The organism is Bacillus sp. VA15 (assembly GCF_055721145.1).
The window spans coordinates 800,349-817,078 of the sequence record NZ_JBVQPQ010000001.1; the positions used below are offsets into that span (position 1 = coordinate 800,349).

22 protein-coding genes are annotated in these 16,730 nt (G+C 42.2%); 16 read left to right on the forward strand and 6 right to left on the reverse strand.

Annotated elements, in window-relative coordinates; all coding sequences use genetic code 11:
• The first annotated feature begins 112 nt into the window (after positions 1-112).
• From AC0DBE_RS04390 to AC0DBE_RS04410, 5 genes are all read left to right on the forward strand, one after another.
• Complete coding sequence (locus AC0DBE_RS04390; protein WP_041520984.1) at positions 113-727, forward strand: YpjP family protein; 615 nt, start codon at positions 113-115, stop codon at positions 725-727.
• 17 nt (positions 728-744) lie between these two features.
• Positions 745-1,278 carry a phosphatidylglycerophosphatase A family protein gene (locus AC0DBE_RS04395; RefSeq protein ID WP_472961197.1) on the forward strand — a complete coding sequence of 178 codons (534 nt, stop codon included), beginning with the start codon at positions 745-747 and terminating at the stop codon, positions 1,276-1,278.
• Positions 1,279-1,361: 83 nt separating this feature from the next.
• The gene (locus tag AC0DBE_RS04400; RefSeq protein WP_014114142.1) at positions 1,362-2,156 is read left to right on the forward strand and encodes a thymidylate synthase; all 795 of its coding nucleotides are present in this window, start codon (positions 1,362-1,364) and stop codon (positions 2,154-2,156) included.
• Positions 2,153-2,659 carry a dihydrofolate reductase DfrA gene (dfrA, locus tag AC0DBE_RS04405; RefSeq protein WP_061187677.1) on the forward strand — a complete coding sequence of 169 codons (507 nt, stop codon included), beginning with the start codon at positions 2,153-2,155 and terminating at the stop codon, positions 2,657-2,659. The genes AC0DBE_RS04400 and dfrA overlap by 4 nt, the downstream gene beginning before the upstream one ends.
• Positions 2,660-3,280: a 1-acyl-sn-glycerol-3-phosphate acyltransferase gene (locus tag AC0DBE_RS04410; protein WP_472961200.1), complete on the forward strand. Its 621-nt coding sequence runs from the start codon at positions 2,660-2,662 to the stop codon at positions 3,278-3,280. It abuts the gene before it with no gap.
• A 33-nt stretch (positions 3,281-3,313) separates the two neighbouring features.
• Here AC0DBE_RS04410 and trhA read toward each other — a convergent pair whose 3' ends face one another.
• Together trhA and AC0DBE_RS04420 are read right to left on the reverse strand one after the other, a co-directional pair.
• Positions 3,314-3,955: a PAQR family membrane homeostasis protein TrhA gene (gene trhA, locus AC0DBE_RS04415; RefSeq protein WP_014114139.1), complete on the reverse strand. Its 642-nt coding sequence runs from the start codon at positions 3,953-3,955 to the stop codon at positions 3,314-3,316.
• Positions 3,956-3,975: 20 nt separating this feature from the next.
• A complete protein-coding gene (locus AC0DBE_RS04420) occupies positions 3,976-4,971 on the reverse strand; it encodes a sigma 54-interacting transcriptional regulator (RefSeq protein WP_061187678.1) in 996 nt (331 codons plus the stop codon).
• A 247-nt stretch (positions 4,972-5,218) separates the two neighbouring features.
• On the opposite strand from AC0DBE_RS04420, the gene ilvA reads away from it, so the two are divergent.
• From ilvA to AC0DBE_RS04455, 7 genes are all read left to right on the forward strand, one after another.
• Positions 5,219-6,487, forward strand: coding sequence for a threonine ammonia-lyase IlvA (gene ilvA / locus AC0DBE_RS04425; RefSeq protein ID WP_014114137.1), 1,269 nt, complete (start codon positions 5,219-5,221; stop codon positions 6,485-6,487).
• An 86-nt stretch (positions 6,488-6,573) separates the two neighbouring features.
• Positions 6,574-6,825 (forward strand): DUF2535 family protein, encoded by a 252-nt coding sequence (locus AC0DBE_RS04430; RefSeq protein ID WP_472961203.1) that lies wholly within the window; start codon positions 6,574-6,576, stop codon positions 6,823-6,825.
• A 151-nt stretch (positions 6,826-6,976) separates the two neighbouring features.
• Positions 6,977-7,558, forward strand: a complete 582-nt coding sequence (scuA, locus tag AC0DBE_RS04435) for a cytochrome c oxidase assembly accessory protein ScuA (protein WP_327816363.1) — start codon at positions 6,977-6,979, stop codon at positions 7,556-7,558.
• Between the two features lie 77 nt (positions 7,559-7,635).
• A complete protein-coding gene (locus AC0DBE_RS04440; RefSeq protein WP_472961205.1) occupies positions 7,636-8,403 on the forward strand; it encodes an SGNH/GDSL hydrolase family protein in 768 nt (255 codons plus the stop codon).
• A gap of 9 nt (positions 8,404-8,412) precedes the next feature.
• A complete protein-coding gene (locus AC0DBE_RS04445) occupies positions 8,413-8,976 on the forward strand; it encodes a YpmS family protein (protein WP_014114134.1) in 564 nt (187 codons plus the stop codon).
• Positions 8,977-8,988: 12 nt separating this feature from the next.
• The gene (gene ypmT, locus AC0DBE_RS04450) at positions 8,989-9,183 is read left to right on the forward strand and encodes a protein YpmT (RefSeq protein ID WP_003218204.1); all 195 of its coding nucleotides are present in this window, start codon (positions 8,989-8,991) and stop codon (positions 9,181-9,183) included.
• A 72-nt stretch (positions 9,184-9,255) separates the two neighbouring features.
• On the forward strand, positions 9,256-10,593 hold the full coding sequence (locus tag AC0DBE_RS04455; protein WP_472961207.1) for an MATE family efflux transporter: 1,338 nt from the start codon (positions 9,256-9,258) through the stop codon (positions 10,591-10,593).
• A 51-nt stretch (positions 10,594-10,644) separates the two neighbouring features.
• Here the strand turns inward: AC0DBE_RS04455 and AC0DBE_RS04460 are convergent, their stop codons facing one another.
• The gene (locus AC0DBE_RS04460) at positions 10,645-11,070 is read right to left on the reverse strand and encodes a MarR family transcriptional regulator (RefSeq protein ID WP_003241533.1); all 426 of its coding nucleotides are present in this window, start codon (positions 11,068-11,070) and stop codon (positions 10,645-10,647) included.
• A gap of 131 nt (positions 11,071-11,201) precedes the next feature.
• Here AC0DBE_RS04460 and msrA point away from each other — a divergent pair, with 131 nt between their 5' ends.
• Positions 11,202-11,735, forward strand: coding sequence for a peptide-methionine (S)-S-oxide reductase MsrA (msrA, locus tag AC0DBE_RS04465; RefSeq protein WP_014114131.1), 534 nt, complete (start codon positions 11,202-11,204; stop codon positions 11,733-11,735).
• A complete protein-coding gene (gene msrB, locus AC0DBE_RS04470) occupies positions 11,736-12,170 on the forward strand; it encodes a peptide-methionine (R)-S-oxide reductase MsrB (RefSeq protein WP_472961209.1) in 435 nt (144 codons plus the stop codon).
• 43 nt (positions 12,171-12,213) lie between these two features.
• Here the strand turns inward: msrB and AC0DBE_RS04475 are convergent, their stop codons facing one another.
• The gene (locus tag AC0DBE_RS04475; RefSeq protein WP_014114129.1) at positions 12,214-13,239 is read right to left on the reverse strand and encodes an SDR family NAD(P)-dependent oxidoreductase; all 1,026 of its coding nucleotides are present in this window, start codon (positions 13,237-13,239) and stop codon (positions 12,214-12,216) included.
• A gap of 368 nt (positions 13,240-13,607) precedes the next feature.
• Between AC0DBE_RS04475 and AC0DBE_RS04480 the strand changes: the two genes are divergently transcribed.
• On the forward strand, positions 13,608-14,756 hold the full coding sequence (locus AC0DBE_RS04480; protein WP_014114128.1) for a phytase: 1,149 nt from the start codon (positions 13,608-13,610) through the stop codon (positions 14,754-14,756).
• Positions 14,757-14,825: 69 nt separating this feature from the next.
• Here the strand turns inward: AC0DBE_RS04480 and AC0DBE_RS04485 are convergent, their stop codons facing one another.
• Positions 14,826-15,779, reverse strand: a complete 954-nt coding sequence (locus AC0DBE_RS04485) for a CgeB family protein (protein ID WP_014114127.1) — start codon at positions 15,777-15,779, stop codon at positions 14,826-14,828.
• Between the two features lie 6 nt (positions 15,780-15,785).
• Positions 15,786-16,178, reverse strand: coding sequence for a spore crust protein CgeA (gene cgeA / locus AC0DBE_RS04490; protein ID WP_014114126.1), 393 nt, complete (start codon positions 16,176-16,178; stop codon positions 15,786-15,788).
• A gap of 206 nt (positions 16,179-16,384) precedes the next feature.
• Between cgeA and cgeC the strand changes: the two genes are divergently transcribed.
• Positions 16,385-16,690: a spore maturation protein CgeC gene (gene cgeC / locus AC0DBE_RS04495; RefSeq protein WP_061188126.1), complete on the forward strand. Its 306-nt coding sequence runs from the start codon at positions 16,385-16,387 to the stop codon at positions 16,688-16,690.
• Positions 16,691-16,730: the final 40 nt, after the last annotated feature.

Genomic DNA, 16,730 nt, shown 5'->3' on the forward strand with positions numbered 1-16,730 from the left:
AGCAACAAATCTCCTAATTTGCATATCAGTTTCATATCATACATGACTTGCATGTTTCGGGTGTGCTAAAATAAGAGAAACATGACAATAAAATAGAGAGGAATAAGCAGTCATGAAATTGTGGATGAGAAAGACTCTTGTAGTTTTATTTACCATCGTAACATTCGGGCTCGTATCTCCTCCGGCTGCTCTTATGGCGGACAAGCCCTCCGGACAGCCGAGCAGTCTTGAGCAGAATGATTACACCGCTTTTTATGATGAGCATGATCTGTACGATGATGATGAGTCGGAAGACAGGCAAGACCCTGAACTGCTTTTTCAATCCTACAAGGAACAGCTCTTTGACAGTGCTGAGGATCAGTCCTTTTTGAAATTCGGCAGCAAAATCGCTCCGGTCATTGAGGATGACTATCGGAAAGAGATCCTGCCGCAAATTGAAAACGTGATTAGTGATTATTTAGCAACATTGCAAGATGATGAGGCGTATCAGGATGTTGTGATTTCAAGCATGCCTTCAGCGGGCAAAACGGAAAAAATTTTCAACGTTTACAATCGGACGACTGGAGAAGATCTCCTCAGATTTCATGTGCGAAGAGACCACCCGCCTCACGACGGCTACTGGTTTAATTTTCACTATCATACAGCAGAAGATGGATTTCAATCACATCATGAGCTTGGGAGCATTTACTGGGACCGCAACACGCCTCCCAACTGGATGAGTGCGTAAAGGAGATGCCATTAGACATGAAAAAGTACACAATGAATGAAATGGTCGATATAACAAAAGATATGCTAAATAAACGGGGCGTTATGATAGAAGATATTGCGCGGATTGTTCAAAAACTTCAGGAAAAATACAATCCAAATCTGCCGCTCAGTGTGTGCATGGAGAATGTAAATAAAGTGCTGAACAAACGTGAAATTATTCATGCTGTTTTAACAGGTCTTGCGCTTGATCAGCTCGCTGAGCAGAAACTTCTTCCGGAACCGCTGCAGCACCTTGTTGAAACGGATGAACCGCTTTACGGCATAGATGAAATTATCCCTCTTTCAATCGTTAATGTGTACGGATCGATCGGCTTGACCAACTTCGGTTATTTGGATAAAGAGAAGATTGGAATCATTAAGGAACTTGATGAAAGTCCAGACGGTATTCATACCTTTTTGGATGATATTGTGGCAGCCCTTGCGGCATCAGCGGCGAGCAGAATTGCTCATACGCATCAGGATCTTCAAGATGAAGAAAAAGAACAGGATGAAAAACCTGTCATCAGCTGACTATAAAAAAATCATTTCTGGGTTCAGAAATGATTTTTTATTGTGTTACACTACTAGAAGACTACTTTTAAAGGATGAAAAAAATGAAACAGTATAAGGATTTATGCAGACATGTATTAGAGCATGGCAAAAAAAAAGGAGACCGGACAGGGACCGGAACAATCAGCACCTTCGGGTATCAAATGAGATTTAATTTACAGGAAGGCTTTCCAATGCTGACCACAAAAAAACTCCACTTTACATCAATTGCGCATGAGCTGCTGTGGTTTTTAAAAGGGGATACCAATGTACGCTATCTGCAGGAAAACGGAGTGCGGATCTGGAATGAGTGGGCTGATGAAAACGGGGAACTCGGACCTGTATACGGTTCACAATGGCGTTCTTGGCGGGGAGCTGACGGGGAAACCGTTGATCAAATTTCCCGACTTATTGAAGATATTAAGACAAATCCGAACTCCAGACGCTTAATCGTGAGCGCATGGAATGTTGGTGAAATTGATAAAATGGCGTTGCCGCCGTGCCATTGCCTGTTCCAATTCTACGTGTCTGACGGCAAGCTGTCCTGTCAGCTGTATCAACGCTCTGCTGATGTTTTCCTCGGTGTGCCGTTTAATATTGCTTCTTATGCCCTGTTAACCATGATGATTGCTCATGTGACTGGGCTTGAACCGGGCGAGTTTATTCATACATTTGGCGATGCTCATATTTATCAAAATCATATTGAACAGGTCAATTTGCAGCTGACAAGAGACGTTCGCCCGCTGCCGAAGCTTCGTTTCGCCAGAGAGATTGATTCTATTTTCAACTTTGCATTTGAGGATTTTATCATCGAGGATTATGATCCGCATCCTCATATTAAAGGAGCGGTCAGCGTATGATTTCGTTCATTTTTGCGATGGATGCCAACAGGCTGATCGGCAAAGACAATGATTTGCCGTGGCATTTGCCCAATGATCTTGCGTACTTTAAAAAAGTAACATCGGGCCATTCAATCATTATGGGCCGGAAAACATATGAATCGATTGGACGTCCGCTTCCAAACCGGAAAAATATTGTCGTCACATCAGCGCCGGCTTCAGAATTTCCGGGATGCACGGTTGTCAGTTCGTTAATGGATGTATTGGACATTTGTTCAGGCTCTGAGGAATGCTTTGTGATCGGAGGGGCTCAGCTCTATACAGCACTGTTCCCTTATGCGGACAGACTGTATATGACGAAAATTCATCACGAGTTTGAGGGTGACCGCCACTTCCCCGAATTTGATGAAACCAATTGGAAGCTGGTGTCTTCTGAGCGGGGGATCAAGGACGAAAAAAACCCGTACGATTATGAATTTCTGGTGTTTGAAAAAAAGAATTCTTCTGAAGTGGGAGGATTTTAATTGGTTCGCTACAGCTTGCTAGTGGTTTATATTGTGTATATGCTGTTAAAAAATATGAAACAATTATTTAATCAAAGGATGCTTGATCCCCGTCTGTCATACAAAAAACAGATGACTCTTGTCTACGAGCAGCCAAAGGCGTTTTTGGAAGGCTGTATCGGCATCACCGGTTCAGTTGTGACGATCCATCAGCCTGAGCCAATACCGCGCGGTCCTGTTTTGTATGTGCATCCTCGTTTGCGTTTGGCTGAACTGGCCTTAATTGCTGGATATATTGAAGAACCGGCCGGTTTTATTGCCAATCCAAAAGTATTTCGCTTGCCTTTTATCGGGCAATGGCTAGATCGGATGGATGTGATTTCAGACGGTGATTCAGAAAAGGTATATGAAGATGTGACGAAACAGCTGGAAAAAGGACAAAGCCTGATTCTTTCATTAGATGGTCCTATAGATCCTGTAGAGCTTGCAATCCGCTATCATCTTCCGTTGGTGATGGCGGAAACGAAAGGAACAGATGACCTGCAAAAGGGATCGTTTTTTAAACGTTTAAAACCAGCAGACATTGAATTGTCCTTTTCAAAAGCTTATATACCTGCAAATGAAAAACAATTACGTGCATGAAAAAAGCGCAGTCTTTAAGACTGCGCTTTTCTGTTACGAAATAAACGGCACCTTCACACAATAAAACAGCACACAGAAAAACATCGCAGCGCTTCCGCCTAATACAAAGCTGTGCCAAATGGCGTGATGGAAGGGGATCTTTTTCCAAATATAAAAGATGGTTCCGACAGAGTATAAAATGCCGCCGAGAAAAAGAAGGCTGAATCCAGCTCCGCTCAGCGAAGCGTATAAAGGTTTAACCGCGATAATCATCAGCCATCCCATAATCAAATACACTAAGGTCGACAATAGGATAAAGCGTTTCACGAAGAAAATTTTAAAAACGATTCCGCCTAGGGCAAGAGACCAAACGATAATCAAAAGGGTGTAGCCGAGTGTGCCTTTCAGCGGCCCCAGCAAAAAAGGCGTATAGGTTCCGGCGATGAGTACGTAAATGGCGCTATGGTCAATAATCTCCAAAATATCCTTCGTCTTTTTATGTGTGATACTGTGAAGCAGTGTGGAGCTCAAATATAACAGCAGCATAGAGACGCCGAATATTGTAAAGCTGACAATGTCCCATGCAGACCCGTAATGAGCCGAAAATATGATCAAAAACACTAATGCTGGTATGGATAAGAGCACACCGATGCCGTGTGTTATCGCATTGGCAATCTCTTCTTTGATTGTAAACAAGTGCATTCTCCTTTCGATCGCTAGATCATTTGATTTTTCAGTGTTTCTAAAAAGTTCAAACCCTCTAACGTAATTTTAGTGCCGGCGCGTCCGCGGCTTTTTGTGACATAATCTTTTTTCTCCAAATAATCGAGACGGCTTCTGACCTGCTGCGGGGATAACGAGGTTTGGGTGTTTTTGCTGTGTTCCGAGATGATCCGTCTGCTGGCTGGTTCTCCTTTTTCGTTTAACGCTTTTATTGTTTCCAAAATAAACAAAAACTCGGCTTTTTCCATTAAAGTCAACAGCTTCGCTTTTTTCTTCGACGCTTTTTCGTCTATTGTGCCCCTAATATATGGAGGCAGGTCATATGGATGAATCGTTCCCCCGTTTGCGACTGCCGCCATATAATCTGCGGCGTTTTTTAACTCCCTGACATTGCCTTCAAATGTGTGTTGCTCAAGCATCGAAAAGACTGAGGGATCAATTAACAATTGCTGACCGGAATGTGAGAGAAAATATTGTGTCAAAAGCGGTATATCGCTTTTGCGTTCAGACAATTCGGGCAGTGTGAGCGTTAAAATATTCAGTCTGTAAAATAAGTCTTGCCTGAATGTATGTTCCGCGCATCCATCTGCGGAAGCACAGATGATTCGCGGTTTCTCCGTGTCTGAATCTAGCACTTTTAGCAGCTGAGCTTGTACAGAGGCAGGCATGCGCCATACTTCATCAAGAAAAAGGGTTCCTCGAGCCGTTTTTTGAAACACACCTGAGTTTCCGTTAGGGCCAAAAAGCTCACGCATAAGGCTTTCTTCCGAATGGGTGCTGCAATTGACGCTAATAAAGGGTTCGCTGTATCTCGAAGATCCCTGGTGTATTGCTTGTGCGAAATGATCTTTTCCTGTTCCGATTTTTCCTGTTATCAGGACAGGAAGCTCTGATAGTGAGAATTGCTTGGCGATTCGCTTCGCTTCCAGGAATGTTTGATGTTCTCCGATGAGATGTTGAAATGTGCTAGGTATTGTTGCGGTATTCATCAATTGGCTCCTTTTGGTTCTAATTGGTTTTATTATATCATGCCTGTTGGCTGAAAACACGTTTTATTTACGATCATCTTTTTTCTTAGGACTCCCAGGATATTGGTGAAGCAAGTTTTACACAAGATGTGATAAACATAGTCAGTATTTTTTAAATTATTAAATAAAAATAATTGTCTTATTTTTTGAATATTCGTGTTATAATGGCATATTAAATAGGGATTTAAAACAAGAAAGGAATCTGTACATGAAACCGTTGCTTAAAGAAAACTCTCTCATCCAAGTGAAAGACATTTTGAAGGCTCATCAAAACGTGAAGGACATTGTCATTCACACACCTTTGCAAAGGAATGACAGACTTTCTGAGAGATATGAATGCAATATCTATTTGAAACGTGAAGACTTGCAAGTTGTCAGATCTTTTAAGCTCAGAGGGGCTTATCATAAAATGAAACAGCTTTCCAGCGAGCAGACTGAGAACGGAGTTGTATGTGCGAGTGCCGGAAACCATGCTCAAGGTGTGGCGTTCTCGTGTAAACATCTTGGCATTCACGGGAAAATTTTTATGCCGTCTACAACACCGAGACAAAAAGTATCTCAAGTTGAACTATTCGGTAAAGGGTTTATCGATATTATTTTGACAGGTGATACGTTTGACGATGCGTATAAAAGCGCTGTTGAATGCTGTGAGGCGGAATCCCGGACGTTTATCCACCCGTTCGATGATCCGGATGTGATGGCCGGACAGGGAACGTTGGCAGTCGAGATTTTAAACGACATTGATACAGAACCGCATTTTCTTTTTGCAAGTGTCGGAGGAGGCGGCCTTCTCTCAGGAGTAGGTACATATTTAAAAAATGTGTCTCCTGATACAAAGGTAATTGCTGTTGAGCCGGCGGGAGCGGCATCCTATTTTGAATCAAACAAAGCTGGACATGTCGTCACACTTGATAAAATTGATAAGTTTGTAGATGGAGCAGCTGTTAAAAAAATTGGGGAGGAAACGTTCCAAACGCTGGAATCTGTCGTTGATGACATTCTCCTTGTGCCTGAAGGAAAAGTATGTACATCCATTCTTGAATTATATAACGAATGTGCGATTGTTGCTGAACCGGCTGGAGCTCTTTCTGTCGCAGCGCTTGATTTGTACAAGAATGAAATTAAAGGCAAAAATGTGGTATGTGTGGTCAGCGGGGGCAATAACGATATCGGAAGAATGCAGGAAATGAAGGAGCGGTCCTTGATTTTTGAAGGACTTCAGCATTATTTTATCGTCAATTTTCCGCAAAGAGCGGGGGCGCTCCGCGAATTTCTTGACGAAGTTCTCGGGCCTAATGATGACATTACAAGATTTGAATATACGAAGAAAAATAATAAAAGTAACGGACCTGCTCTTGTCGGCATCGAGCTGCAGAACAAGGCCGACTATGGGCCGCTGATTGAACGGATGAACAGAAAACCGTTTCATTATGTAGAGGTGAATAAGGATGAGGACTTGTTCCATTTGCTGATCTAATTTTTTTACACAACCGCGCAAAATGACAGACAGCCCGGCTGGCATTGTATATAATAGAAGAAAAACAAAAAAAGAGGATTGATAGCTTGTTACTCAAAAGCCTAGAGTTCAAACGCAGTGACGGGATTCAGGTGAAAGTGACAGAAATACCTGTATTAAAGGAAGATGAGCACTATTTCTTTATGTTACATCACCATTTGCAATTCTACTTAAAAGAAGTGTTTTCATCAAACAGAAGGGCAAAAGTGTATTCTTTCCGACATTATATGAAGCGCCGGATGAAATGGGCAGATTATCAGGCTGTTTTTCATCAAGAGGTGTTAAAGCACAACGCGTAATATGACGTTTATACCTGTATGTCTCCCTCTGTAATCAGTGATTGGGAGGCATGCAGGATTTTTTTGCCCAGTATCGAATACAAACATGGGACGCAGCAGGTAAGGACGATTTTAGAAAGCGCTTTTATGCTGGCTGGAAAGGGTGAATGTCATGAAGGTTATCAAGGGTTTAACGGCAGGGCTGTTTTTTCTGCTTTTGTGTGCCTGCGGGGGACAACAGATTAAAGATCCGCTCAATTACGAAGTGGAGCCTTTTACATTTCAAAACCAAGACGGCAAGAACGTTTCTTTAGAGAGTTTAAAAGGAGAAGTATGGCTGGCGGATTTTATTTTCACCAATTGTGAAACTGTATGTCCGCCGATGACCGCTCATATGACTGATCTGCAAAAAAAACTGAAAGCCGAGAAGATAGATATCCGCATCGTATCGTTTAGTGTTGATCCAGAAAACGATAAGCCGAAACAGCTGAAGAAATTCGCCGCAAATTATCCATTATCTTTTGATAATTGGGATTTCCTCACGGGATACAGCCAGAGTGATATTGAGGCGTTCGCGCTTAAGAGCTTTAAAGCGATTGTGAAGAAACCGGAGGGAGAGGACCAAGTTATTCATCAATCTTCTTTTTATTTGGTAGGCCCGGACGGCAAGGTGCTGAAAGATTACAATGGAGTGGAAAATACACCGTACGATGATATTATCGCCGATGTGAAGTCAGCCAGTACACTCAAGTAAGCTAGAAGACTAGGCATTTGCAAATCTTCTAAAACATGATACACTTTCCACTAGTAGAATGGGAAGGAGCAACAAGATTGAAGCTGCGCATTTTTTCACTCATGGCCAGTTTGATTTTGCTTCTTACTGCTTGTACGAGTATACGTACAGCATCTGAGGGAAAGCAAAAAGCTCATGAACCGAAAACGAAAGAGGACATTGTCATTGCTGCTGTCGGAGATTCGCTGACAGAAGGAGTCGGAGATCCCGACGGAAAGGGATATGTCGGCAAGGTGGCGGATTCCATCCGTTCAGATAAGCAAGTCAAAACGGTAGACGTAAAAAATTATGCCGTGAAAGGGAACCGTTCGGATGATTTATTAGAGAAACTAAAAGATAAAAAGGTTCAAAAAGGCATAAAGGACGCAGATTATGTCTTTTTTACCATTGGCGGTAATGATTTGATGAAAGTCCTTCGCCAAAACTTTCTTCAATTAACCGTTGAACCGTTTGAGGAAGCGGAAAAGCCGTTTGAAAAGCGTTTTGAAAAAATTATTTCTGAAATTCGAGAGCTGAATGATCACGCTGAGCTGATTTATGTCAGCATGTATAATCCGTTTACGTTTACGTTATCTGAATTAAATGAAATAAACGGAGTTGTCACTGATTGGAACCATATTGCTGAAAAAGAGCTGAAAAAAGATAAACATGCAAAAATCATTCATATCGACGACTTGTTTAATGAAAAAAGTGACAGCAGCCGAATTTCTGAGGAAGATGATTTTCATCCTAATGGTACGGGTTATTCCCTTATCGCGAAGCGCGTCTATCAAGCCATTAAACAAGAAGGATTACCGAAAGAGTAGGGTGACATCATGAATAAGTGGAAACGACTGTTTTTTATATTGCTTGCAATCAATATTATCCTTGCTGTTGGTTTTATGGCACTTGTTATGCTGCCGGGAGAACAAGCTCAGGTGAAGGATTCATCTGAGAGCGAGTATGGATTTCAAGTGACAAGCACAAAAGAATCATTAGCTGCGTTTGTCAACTCATATTTAAACGATAAAGCATCAAACAAGCTTGATTATAAAGTAGAGATAGATGATGATGTTCATGTCGCAGGGAAAATCAAGGCTTTTTCCACGTCCATTGATGCGTTTGTCGCTTTTGAACCGACCGTGAAAAAAAATGGCGATGTGGAGTTGAATGTTACGAAATTTTCGTTAGGGAAATTGAGTATACCGATTAGCTTTGTGTTAAATTATATGGACAGCTTTTACGAATTGCCGTCATTTGTCCACGTTCATCCCGGCGATAAAAGCATTGAAGTGCGCCTGTCAGAAATGCCTTTAACGAATGGAATGTATGTCAAAGCGGATAAAATAAATTTAGAAAAAGATGAAATTGAGTTTTCCTATTACCATCCTAAACAATAGAGGTGACTGAAAATGAAACGGATTTACCAGTATTTCAGTTTATTATCCTTTACATTTTCCCTGTATTTCGGCTGGCTTGCTTATCATCATCTAGCCGCTGAAGATATGGACCAAATGTACTTGAACATTTCCTATTGTGCCTTGTTCCTAAGTGTGATGGTGTTTACATTCGGTATGAGAGACCGGAAAAAAACCGATAAATCATGAAAAAAAGAGACATGAAACAACGTCTCTTTTTTCGTGCGGTCTGACGAAAATTTGAGAACACAAGGAGAAAAAATGAAAGCATATGATTTTACACAGGGGAACGTGCTGAAACAGCTTGTGCTATTTTCAACGCCTATTATGCTTGGAAACGCATTGCAGGTTTCCTTTCAATTTATAGACAGTTTGTGGATCGGCAATTTACTGGGGGCAAAGGCTCTAGGGGCAGCAGCAGTATCAAGCACGATTGTTTTAACCGTGCTTTCTTTTATTTTGGGCCTTAACAATGCGACGTTAACCATTTTGTCACAGCAAAAGGGAAAAGATGATGAAAAAGGAATGGCGTCGTATATTAACGCTTTTGTCGTTTTATTAACAGGTCTAAGCATCGGATTCGGCGCGGCCGGTTTTTTTCTGTCAGAGCACTTGCTTCGTCTTCTAAAAACGCCGGAGTCAATGATACCGCTTGCTGAAACCTATTTACAGATTCAATTTATCGGCATTTTATTTTTGTTTGGTTATAACTTTATCAGTACTGTGCTTCGGGCGCTCGGCGACAGCAAGACACCTCTCCGGTTTATTGCGTTTGCCGTTGTGCTGAATACAGTGTTGGCACCGCTCTTTATTTCTGTGTTCCGCATGGGAATAGCGGGAGCTGCTTATTCGACGATTTTGTCACAGGGCATTGCGTTTCTGTATGGATTGTTCTATGTCATCAAACACAAGCTTGTGCCGTTCTCAATTCCGCGAGTGCCCAAGTGGGAAGAGTCCGCGCTGATTATGAAACTCGGGATTCCAGCCGGTCTGCAGATGATGGTGATCACAGGCGGAATGATGGCGATTATGAGTGTTGTCAACTCATACGGGGAGCACGTGGTATCAGGCTTCGGCGCGGTACAGCGGCTCGACAGCATCATCACGCTTCCAGCAATGGCTGCCGGTACGGCGGTCAACAGTATGGCAGGGCAAAATATCGGAATCGGAAACTATAAAAGAGTGGGAACGATTGCAAGGCTAGGTGTGATGGCTGTTATTTCTTGCATGCTGGTGATTGCAGTTATGATTTGGGTATTTGGTAAATACCTCATGAGGTTATTTATCAGTGAGCCAGATGCTGTTGCGTTTGGTGAACAATATTTGCGGTGGATCGCGTTTTTCTATCCTTTTATTGGGGTTAATTTCGTACTGAACGGAATCGTCAGAGCTGCGGGAGCGATGCTGCAGGTTCTGGTTTTAAATTTGATTTCGTTTTGGGTTTTGAGATATCCTTTCACAGCTCTATTTTCAGCTTGGCTTGGACAGAAAGGGATCGGGCTCGGAATCGGAATGAGTTTTTTATTAAGCAGCTGTGCGGCGTTTTTGTATTACAGATACGGCCGCTGGAAAACAATGAAACTGTTCACTGAAAAATAAGTGAGGCGCTGAGAAAAGCACATACCCATATATAGCGGTATGTGCTTTTTTTCACCGTTTTTTATCTAGTTTGCTGAAGAGCTCGATTAGTGAGGCAAGTTCGGCGTCACTGTAGCAGTCAAAACGTTTAAAGAAATATTCCGTTTTTTTCTCGTTGAAATGCTGAAGGACTTTTTCGCCCGCTTCAGTGATATGAATGCGGATGATGCGTCTGTCTTCCTTCGATCTGATTCTCGTAATCCATTCCTTTTCTACCAGCGCATCAGTCACAGCCGTAATGTGGCTTGCCGATACCTCTAAAATAGGCGCAAATTCGGTGACTTTTTTAGGCCCTTGTTCACTGAGGATTCGCAGAATGGTGAATTCATTCCGTGACAGCTCTTTATCTAGAATCTCATTGATTTCATTGCGTATTTGTTTAAAGACTTTACGGAGTAAAGTTTCCATATCGTACATCATCTGTGTTCTTACTTTCAAATTTGTGAACCTCCATTACATAAGCATATTGCTTAAAACCTATAGATTTTATTGAAAAGCAGAATCATTTTCATTCTATTTTTACATGCTATAATATAATAATACCACGTATTAACAAAGGAGGCACCAGTATGTCTGAAAAAAAAGAAATCGCCACATTTGCTGGAGGCTGTTTTTGGTGTATGGTTAAACCCTTTGACGAACAGCCGGGAATTGAAAAAGTGGTGTCCGGGTATACAGGCGGCCATACTGAAAACCCTACGTATGAAGAGGTGTGCAGTGAAACGACAGGACATCGTGAAGCCGTTCAAATCACGTTTAATCCTGATGTGTTCCCTTATGAAAAACTGCTTGAATTATTTTGGCAGCAAATTGACCCGACAGATGCCGGCGGCCAGTTTGCCGATCGCGGCAGTTCCTACCGTGCAGCCATTTTTTATCATAACGATAAACAAAAGGAGCTTGCGGAGGCTTCCAAGCAACGCCTGGCGAAAAGCGGAATATTTAAAGATCCGATTGTAACGGATATTTTAAAAGCTGAACCTTTCTATGAAGCGGAAGGCTATCATCAGCATTTTTATAAAAAGAATCCAGGACATTATCAGCGCTACCGGACAGGTTCTGGACGTGCCGGATTTATCAGCGAGCATTGGGGGGCGAAATAAATGGCGAACAATAAAGAAGAAAAAATTCAGTCACTAAACCGCATACAATATGAGGTGACGCAAAATAATGGCACGGAGCCGCCGTTTCAAAATGAATATTGGAATCATAAGGAAGAAGGGCTGTATGTAGACATTGTGTCAGGCAAGCCGTTGTTTACATCCAAGGATAAATTTGATTCCCACTGCGGCTGGCCAAGCTTTACAGAGCCGATTGAAGAAGAAGAGGTGGAAGAAAAACTAGACACGAGCCACGGCATGATTCGCACAGAAGTGAGAAGCCGTACTGCGGATTCTCACCTTGGCCATGTATTTAATGATGGACCGGGGCCAAGCGGGCTTCGTTACTGCATAAATTCAGCGGCGCTGCGGTTTGTGCCGAAAGATAAGCTGAAAGAAGAAGGATACGAAAGCTATCTGCATCTCTTTCATAAATAAAACACAAAAAACAAGCCTGCCTAATGGATAGACAGGCTTGTTTTTATGCCTTTTTTTCTTGATGCAATTCTTCGATAATCTGGGCAATTCTGTCTTTTGTAATGAGAGGGGCTTGATCTGATTGATACCCGGGCAGATTGACTTTGCGAAAATCAGGATGCTTTTCCGGCTCTGGAAGGATCGCATAAAGATTGCCCCATTCATACAGTGATTCAATTTCATGAGGGGATGTTAATTCTTCGTGAAGCTTTTCACCTGGACGTTTGCCGACTTCTACTGCAGCCGGCCGCGGGAGCCCGTGCTGCGATGCATATTCTTCAAACCCGTGAATCAGTTCTTCAAGTTTCAGTGATTCCATTTTAAAAATAAAGGTTTCTCCGCCTTTTGTAATAGCAGCTGATTGCAGTGTCAGTGTAGCCGCATCGTCTATTGACATGAAAAATCTGGTCATGTTCTTGTCTGTGATGGTCAGCGGTTCACCCTCCATCATTTGTTCAAATAAAATAGGGATGACCGAACCCCTTGAGCCGAGAACATTTCCGAAGCGGACCGAACAAAACACGGTTCCTCTGTTTTGAACGTGGCGGTTTGCTTGATGAAACAGCTTTTCAGATAACAGCTTGGTGGCACCCATTGTGTTCACAGGAGATACAGCTTTATCTGTACTGATATTGATGACATGCTGCACTCGGTGTGAAAGGGCAGCTTCCACCACATTCTGTCCGCCGATGAGATTGGTCTGGATCGCTTCAAATGGATGTTCTTCACAGGTCGGAACCTGTTTCAGCGCAGCAGCGTGAAAGACGATATCGACGCCTTTCATCACCTGATTCACCCTTCTGTAATCGCGCACATCTCCGAGTACAAATAAAAGCCGCTTATCCTCCGCATACTTTTGGCTCATGACATACTGTTTACTGTCGTCTTTGCTGAATACAATCACCTGTTTCGGAGTAAGCAGCAAAAGGCGTTTGACAATTTGACTCCCGATTGAACCCGTTCCGCCAGTGACTAAAACTGTTTTGTTATGGAAAAATGGTTTTAGTTCTGCTGTTTGCTGTTTAGGCATGGCTTATCCTCCAACTCTCGTTTCTCTACCATGCATCATATGTTCAACTTTTTAATCGAGTTAATGAAAGCAACCAATAAAACAAAATTTAGGGGAATGATCATGTCACAAAGTGTTCTATTTTAATAGAAAATGGAAAAATAGACGCAGCCGGGGAATAGAATAACTAAATAAACAATGTACTAAATATTCATTATAATTTTATTTCGCGCCGCAAAAGCAAATCTTACAGAGCCATTTCACGTACCTCGTAGGCACAAGTGGTTTATGAGTCAGAAACACTATCAAAAAAGGTTCATTTTCCTCACAGTTAAATACCTGTATATATTTTACAATAGAAGTGATAGTAATAAAGAGGAGGGTACCAAATGAAGGTTTCAAAAACAATACTGCTAAGCACTGCCGCGGGTTTATTGCTTAGCCTGACAGCAAACTCGGTGTCGGCTCATCATGTGAATGCGGAACATCATTTTAAAGTTACAGCGCAAATGGAGACAGATCCTGTCGCTTCTAGCGATGACGCAGCAGATGACCCGGCCATTTGGGTTCATGAAAAGCATCCGGAAAAAAGCAAACTGATCACGACAAATAAGAAGTCAGGGCTCGTCGTGTATGATTTAGACGGCAAACAGCTTCATTCTTACGAGTTTGGCAAGCTCAATAATGTCGATCTGCGTTATGATTTTCCATTTAACGGCGAAAAAATTGATATTGCTGCCGCCTCCAATCGGTCTGAAGGAAAGAATACAATCGAAGTATATGCAATTGACGGGGATAAAGGGAAATTGAAAAGCATTACAGACCCGAAACATCCTATTTCCACTGATATTTCTGAAGTTTACGGATTCAGCCTGTATCACAGCCAGAAAACAGGAGCATTTTACGCACTAGTGACAGGCAAGCAAGGCGAATTTGAGCAGTATGACATTGTTGATAATGGAAAGGGTTATGTAACAGGGAAAAAAGTGCGTGAATTTAAATTGAATTCTCAAACTGAAGGCCTTGTTGCGGATGATGAGTACGGGCACCTGTATATAGCAGAGGAAGATGAGGCCATCTGGAAATTTCATGCTGAGCCAGACGGAGGATCAAAGGGGCAGGTTGTCGACCGTGCGACAGGAGAACATGTGACAGCTGATATTGAAGGACTGACGATCTACTATGCGCCAGACGGCAAAGGTTATCTCATGGCCTCAAGTCAGGGAAATAACAGCTATGCAATGTATGAACGGCAGGGAAGCAATCGCTATGTAGCCAACTTTGACATCACAGATGGCGAGAAGATAGACGGTACTAGTGACACAGACGGTATTGATGTTCTCGGTTTCGGACTTGGCCCAAAATATCCGTACGGGATTTTTGTGGCGCAGGACGGCGAAAATATCGACAATGGACAAGCCGTCAATCAAAACTTCAAAATTGTGTCATGGGAACAGATTGCACAGCATCTTGGCGGAAAGCCTGATCTTCATAAACAGGTGAATCCGCGGAAGCTGAAGGACCGTTCTGACGGCTAGAAAAAAAGCAGCTTGCTCAGCTGCTTTTTTCTGTGAATGAAAAAATCGTTCATATCAATGAACGATCTTTTAAGAAAGCGCCAGGTAAATCGCCTTTAGTTTTTCAGGAAGCTCATCATACGTATTTGCGGGTATGGTCTCTTTGTAATTGGATGCTGCAGCTTTATGCCGTTCCTCAGGATGGTTGATATAATAAGCGGCTTTTTCCTTAAAGTCGTTGATGCTGTAATAAGAAATAAAGGATGAAAAAGGATGGGCTGCGGGTAAATCTGTTAATTGAAATGCTTCGCATGCAGCGATATCAAACGTTCGGTTATTAAAACTGGCATTTTTGATGCGGATATGATTTTTGTTGAAAGCAAAATGATAAGGCCGATGCGCATTGATCACAATGTCTGCCCCGTTATAATAATGAACGGCCTGTTCGGGTGGAATCCATGTGCTGACGACATCGATATGCGGCTGTTTGAGCACTTTTTTAGGCAGATATTTTCTCCATTCCTTTCCGATTACTCGAACCGTGAAAGGCAGATGTACCGCTTCTTTCATAAGCTGAACCCGATTAGGGTAAGGATAGCCGATGATAAGCAGATTTGAATGAAAGGAATGTTCGGTGTCCATTTTTTTAAACAGCCGATGATTAACTGGAATCGGAACATAATAGACGTGCTGGAAGCCAAGCTCCTGATAATAGAGAACGGCATTTTGTTCAATCGTTAATATGGCGTCAGCGTGCTTAATCACCTGAAGACTGATATCAATATAAAATGGGTCTTCGGTCAGCCAAACATACACGGGTATACCCTTACCCTTTAACCAGGTCAGCCAGTCGTGAGGAACGGCATCTCCAACCATCATAAGTGCGAAGGCCGGCTGAAACGCTTCGATCTTCACCAGAGATTCTGCTTCCGGTATATCTGCAGACATATACTCTGTATGAGTGATCCGAAAACATTCTTCAACCCAGCGATCAAAATAACTGTAAATTCCTCCGTATCCCGACTGGATATACAAGACTTTCATCAGATGTTATGAAAAGAACGTAACGCTTTCTACTTTGTCTACATCAATTAATGTTGTAGCTTGACCTGCCGGAGTGACGGAACTTTCCTGTGTTACAAATACGATACCATGAACTTGATCGAAAGCAACGAACACAACCGGCCCGATCATATCACCAGAATCAGTCACAATGCTGATTGTCGTGCCTGGCGTAACTCTGGCAAAAATCCATCTTGCCGGAAGGGAAGTAGATTCAGCTGTAATCATTTCACTTTCATCTACTTTTTGATCGATCGCAGCTTCAAGCAAGTCTTTAAGATGATTCTCCACGTTATCTCCTCCTTCTGTTGCAGTTGGGAATAAAGGACTTAAAAGGGTTTTAATCAAATCCTTTTTTAACTGTGCTTTTTCAGAGCTCATTACACACACCTCCTATCCAATAGTGAACTCACGTTAATCATATTCTTCTGATTGCCAATCGGTATGAGTCGAACGCCGTACCTGATCTATTTTTCATACATTTAAGGAAAATGCTGATTTTTTAAAAGAGTGGACATAGCCTATACCACAAATCAAAGTCAGTTCATATTGTGAAACAGAGTATAAGGATAAGGGAGAGGGATTGTTTGGATTTAGAGAAACACGTGAATCAAGAAGAAAATCAAGATGAACTGCATTTTATTCTGCTTTTGCTGATTCTGCTCATACGTCAATCATCTTCTGAAGGAAATCCATCTGATCTCAGACGGCAGCTTGTATTTGCAAAAGAGCTTGGCGTACCTGTTTCAACAGTTCATCTGTCGAATGGAGATACGCTTCAAAACGTCATCGTAAAAGAGGTTCTGACTGATTTGGTTATTTTTCAAAACCCGTTAAATCACACGAGATCGAATGTCGCACTCTCAAGTATTGTAAGCTGGGGTGCTTTTTAAATGAAGACAGAGGCTCTGCTTGCTGCGGAGCCGTTTTTAT

What these genes read in the sequence shown, in the direction of transcription:
- dfrA (WP_061187677.1), top strand. Translation starts at nt 2,153, where the DNA reads ATGATTTCGTTCATTTTTGCGATGGATGCCAACAGGCTGATCGGCAAA.
- AC0DBE_RS04480 (WP_014114128.1), top strand. Translation starts at nt 13,608, where the DNA reads ATGAAGGTTTCAAAAACAATACTGCTAAGCACTGCCGCGGGTTTATTG.
- cgeA (WP_014114126.1), bottom strand. Translation starts at nt 16,178, where the DNA reads ATGAGCTCTGAAAAAGCACAGTTAAAAAAGGATTTGATTAAAACCCTT.
- scuA (WP_327816363.1), top strand. Translation starts at nt 6,977, where the DNA reads ATGAAGGTTATCAAGGGTTTAACGGCAGGGCTGTTTTTTCTGCTTTTG.
- AC0DBE_RS04420 (WP_061187678.1), bottom strand. Translation starts at nt 4,971, where the DNA reads ATGAATACCGCAACAATACCTAGCACATTTCAACATCTCATCGGAGAA.
- ilvA (WP_014114137.1), top strand. Translation starts at nt 5,219, where the DNA reads ATGAAACCGTTGCTTAAAGAAAACTCTCTCATCCAAGTGAAAGACATT.
- ypmT (WP_003218204.1), top strand. Translation starts at nt 8,989, where the DNA reads ATGAAACGGATTTACCAGTATTTCAGTTTATTATCCTTTACATTTTCC.
- AC0DBE_RS04475 (WP_014114129.1), bottom strand. Translation starts at nt 13,239, where the DNA reads ATGCCTAAACAGCAAACAGCAGAACTAAAACCATTTTTCCATAACAAA.
- AC0DBE_RS04455 (WP_472961207.1), top strand. Translation starts at nt 9,256, where the DNA reads ATGAAAGCATATGATTTTACACAGGGGAACGTGCTGAAACAGCTTGTG.
- AC0DBE_RS04485 (WP_014114127.1), bottom strand. Translation starts at nt 15,779, where the DNA reads ATGAAAGTCTTGTATATCCAGTCGGGATACGGAGGAATTTACAGTTAT.
- AC0DBE_RS04445 (WP_014114134.1), top strand. Translation starts at nt 8,413, where the DNA reads ATGAATAAGTGGAAACGACTGTTTTTTATATTGCTTGCAATCAATATT.
- msrB (WP_472961209.1), top strand. Translation starts at nt 11,736, where the DNA reads ATGGCGAACAATAAAGAAGAAAAAATTCAGTCACTAAACCGCATACAA.
- AC0DBE_RS04390 (WP_041520984.1), top strand. Translation starts at nt 113, where the DNA reads ATGAAATTGTGGATGAGAAAGACTCTTGTAGTTTTATTTACCATCGTA.
- msrA (WP_014114131.1), top strand. Translation starts at nt 11,202, where the DNA reads ATGTCTGAAAAAAAAGAAATCGCCACATTTGCTGGAGGCTGTTTTTGG.
- AC0DBE_RS04400 (WP_014114142.1), top strand. Translation starts at nt 1,362, where the DNA reads ATGAAACAGTATAAGGATTTATGCAGACATGTATTAGAGCATGGCAAA.
- AC0DBE_RS04395 (WP_472961197.1), top strand. Translation starts at nt 745, where the DNA reads ATGAAAAAGTACACAATGAATGAAATGGTCGATATAACAAAAGATATG.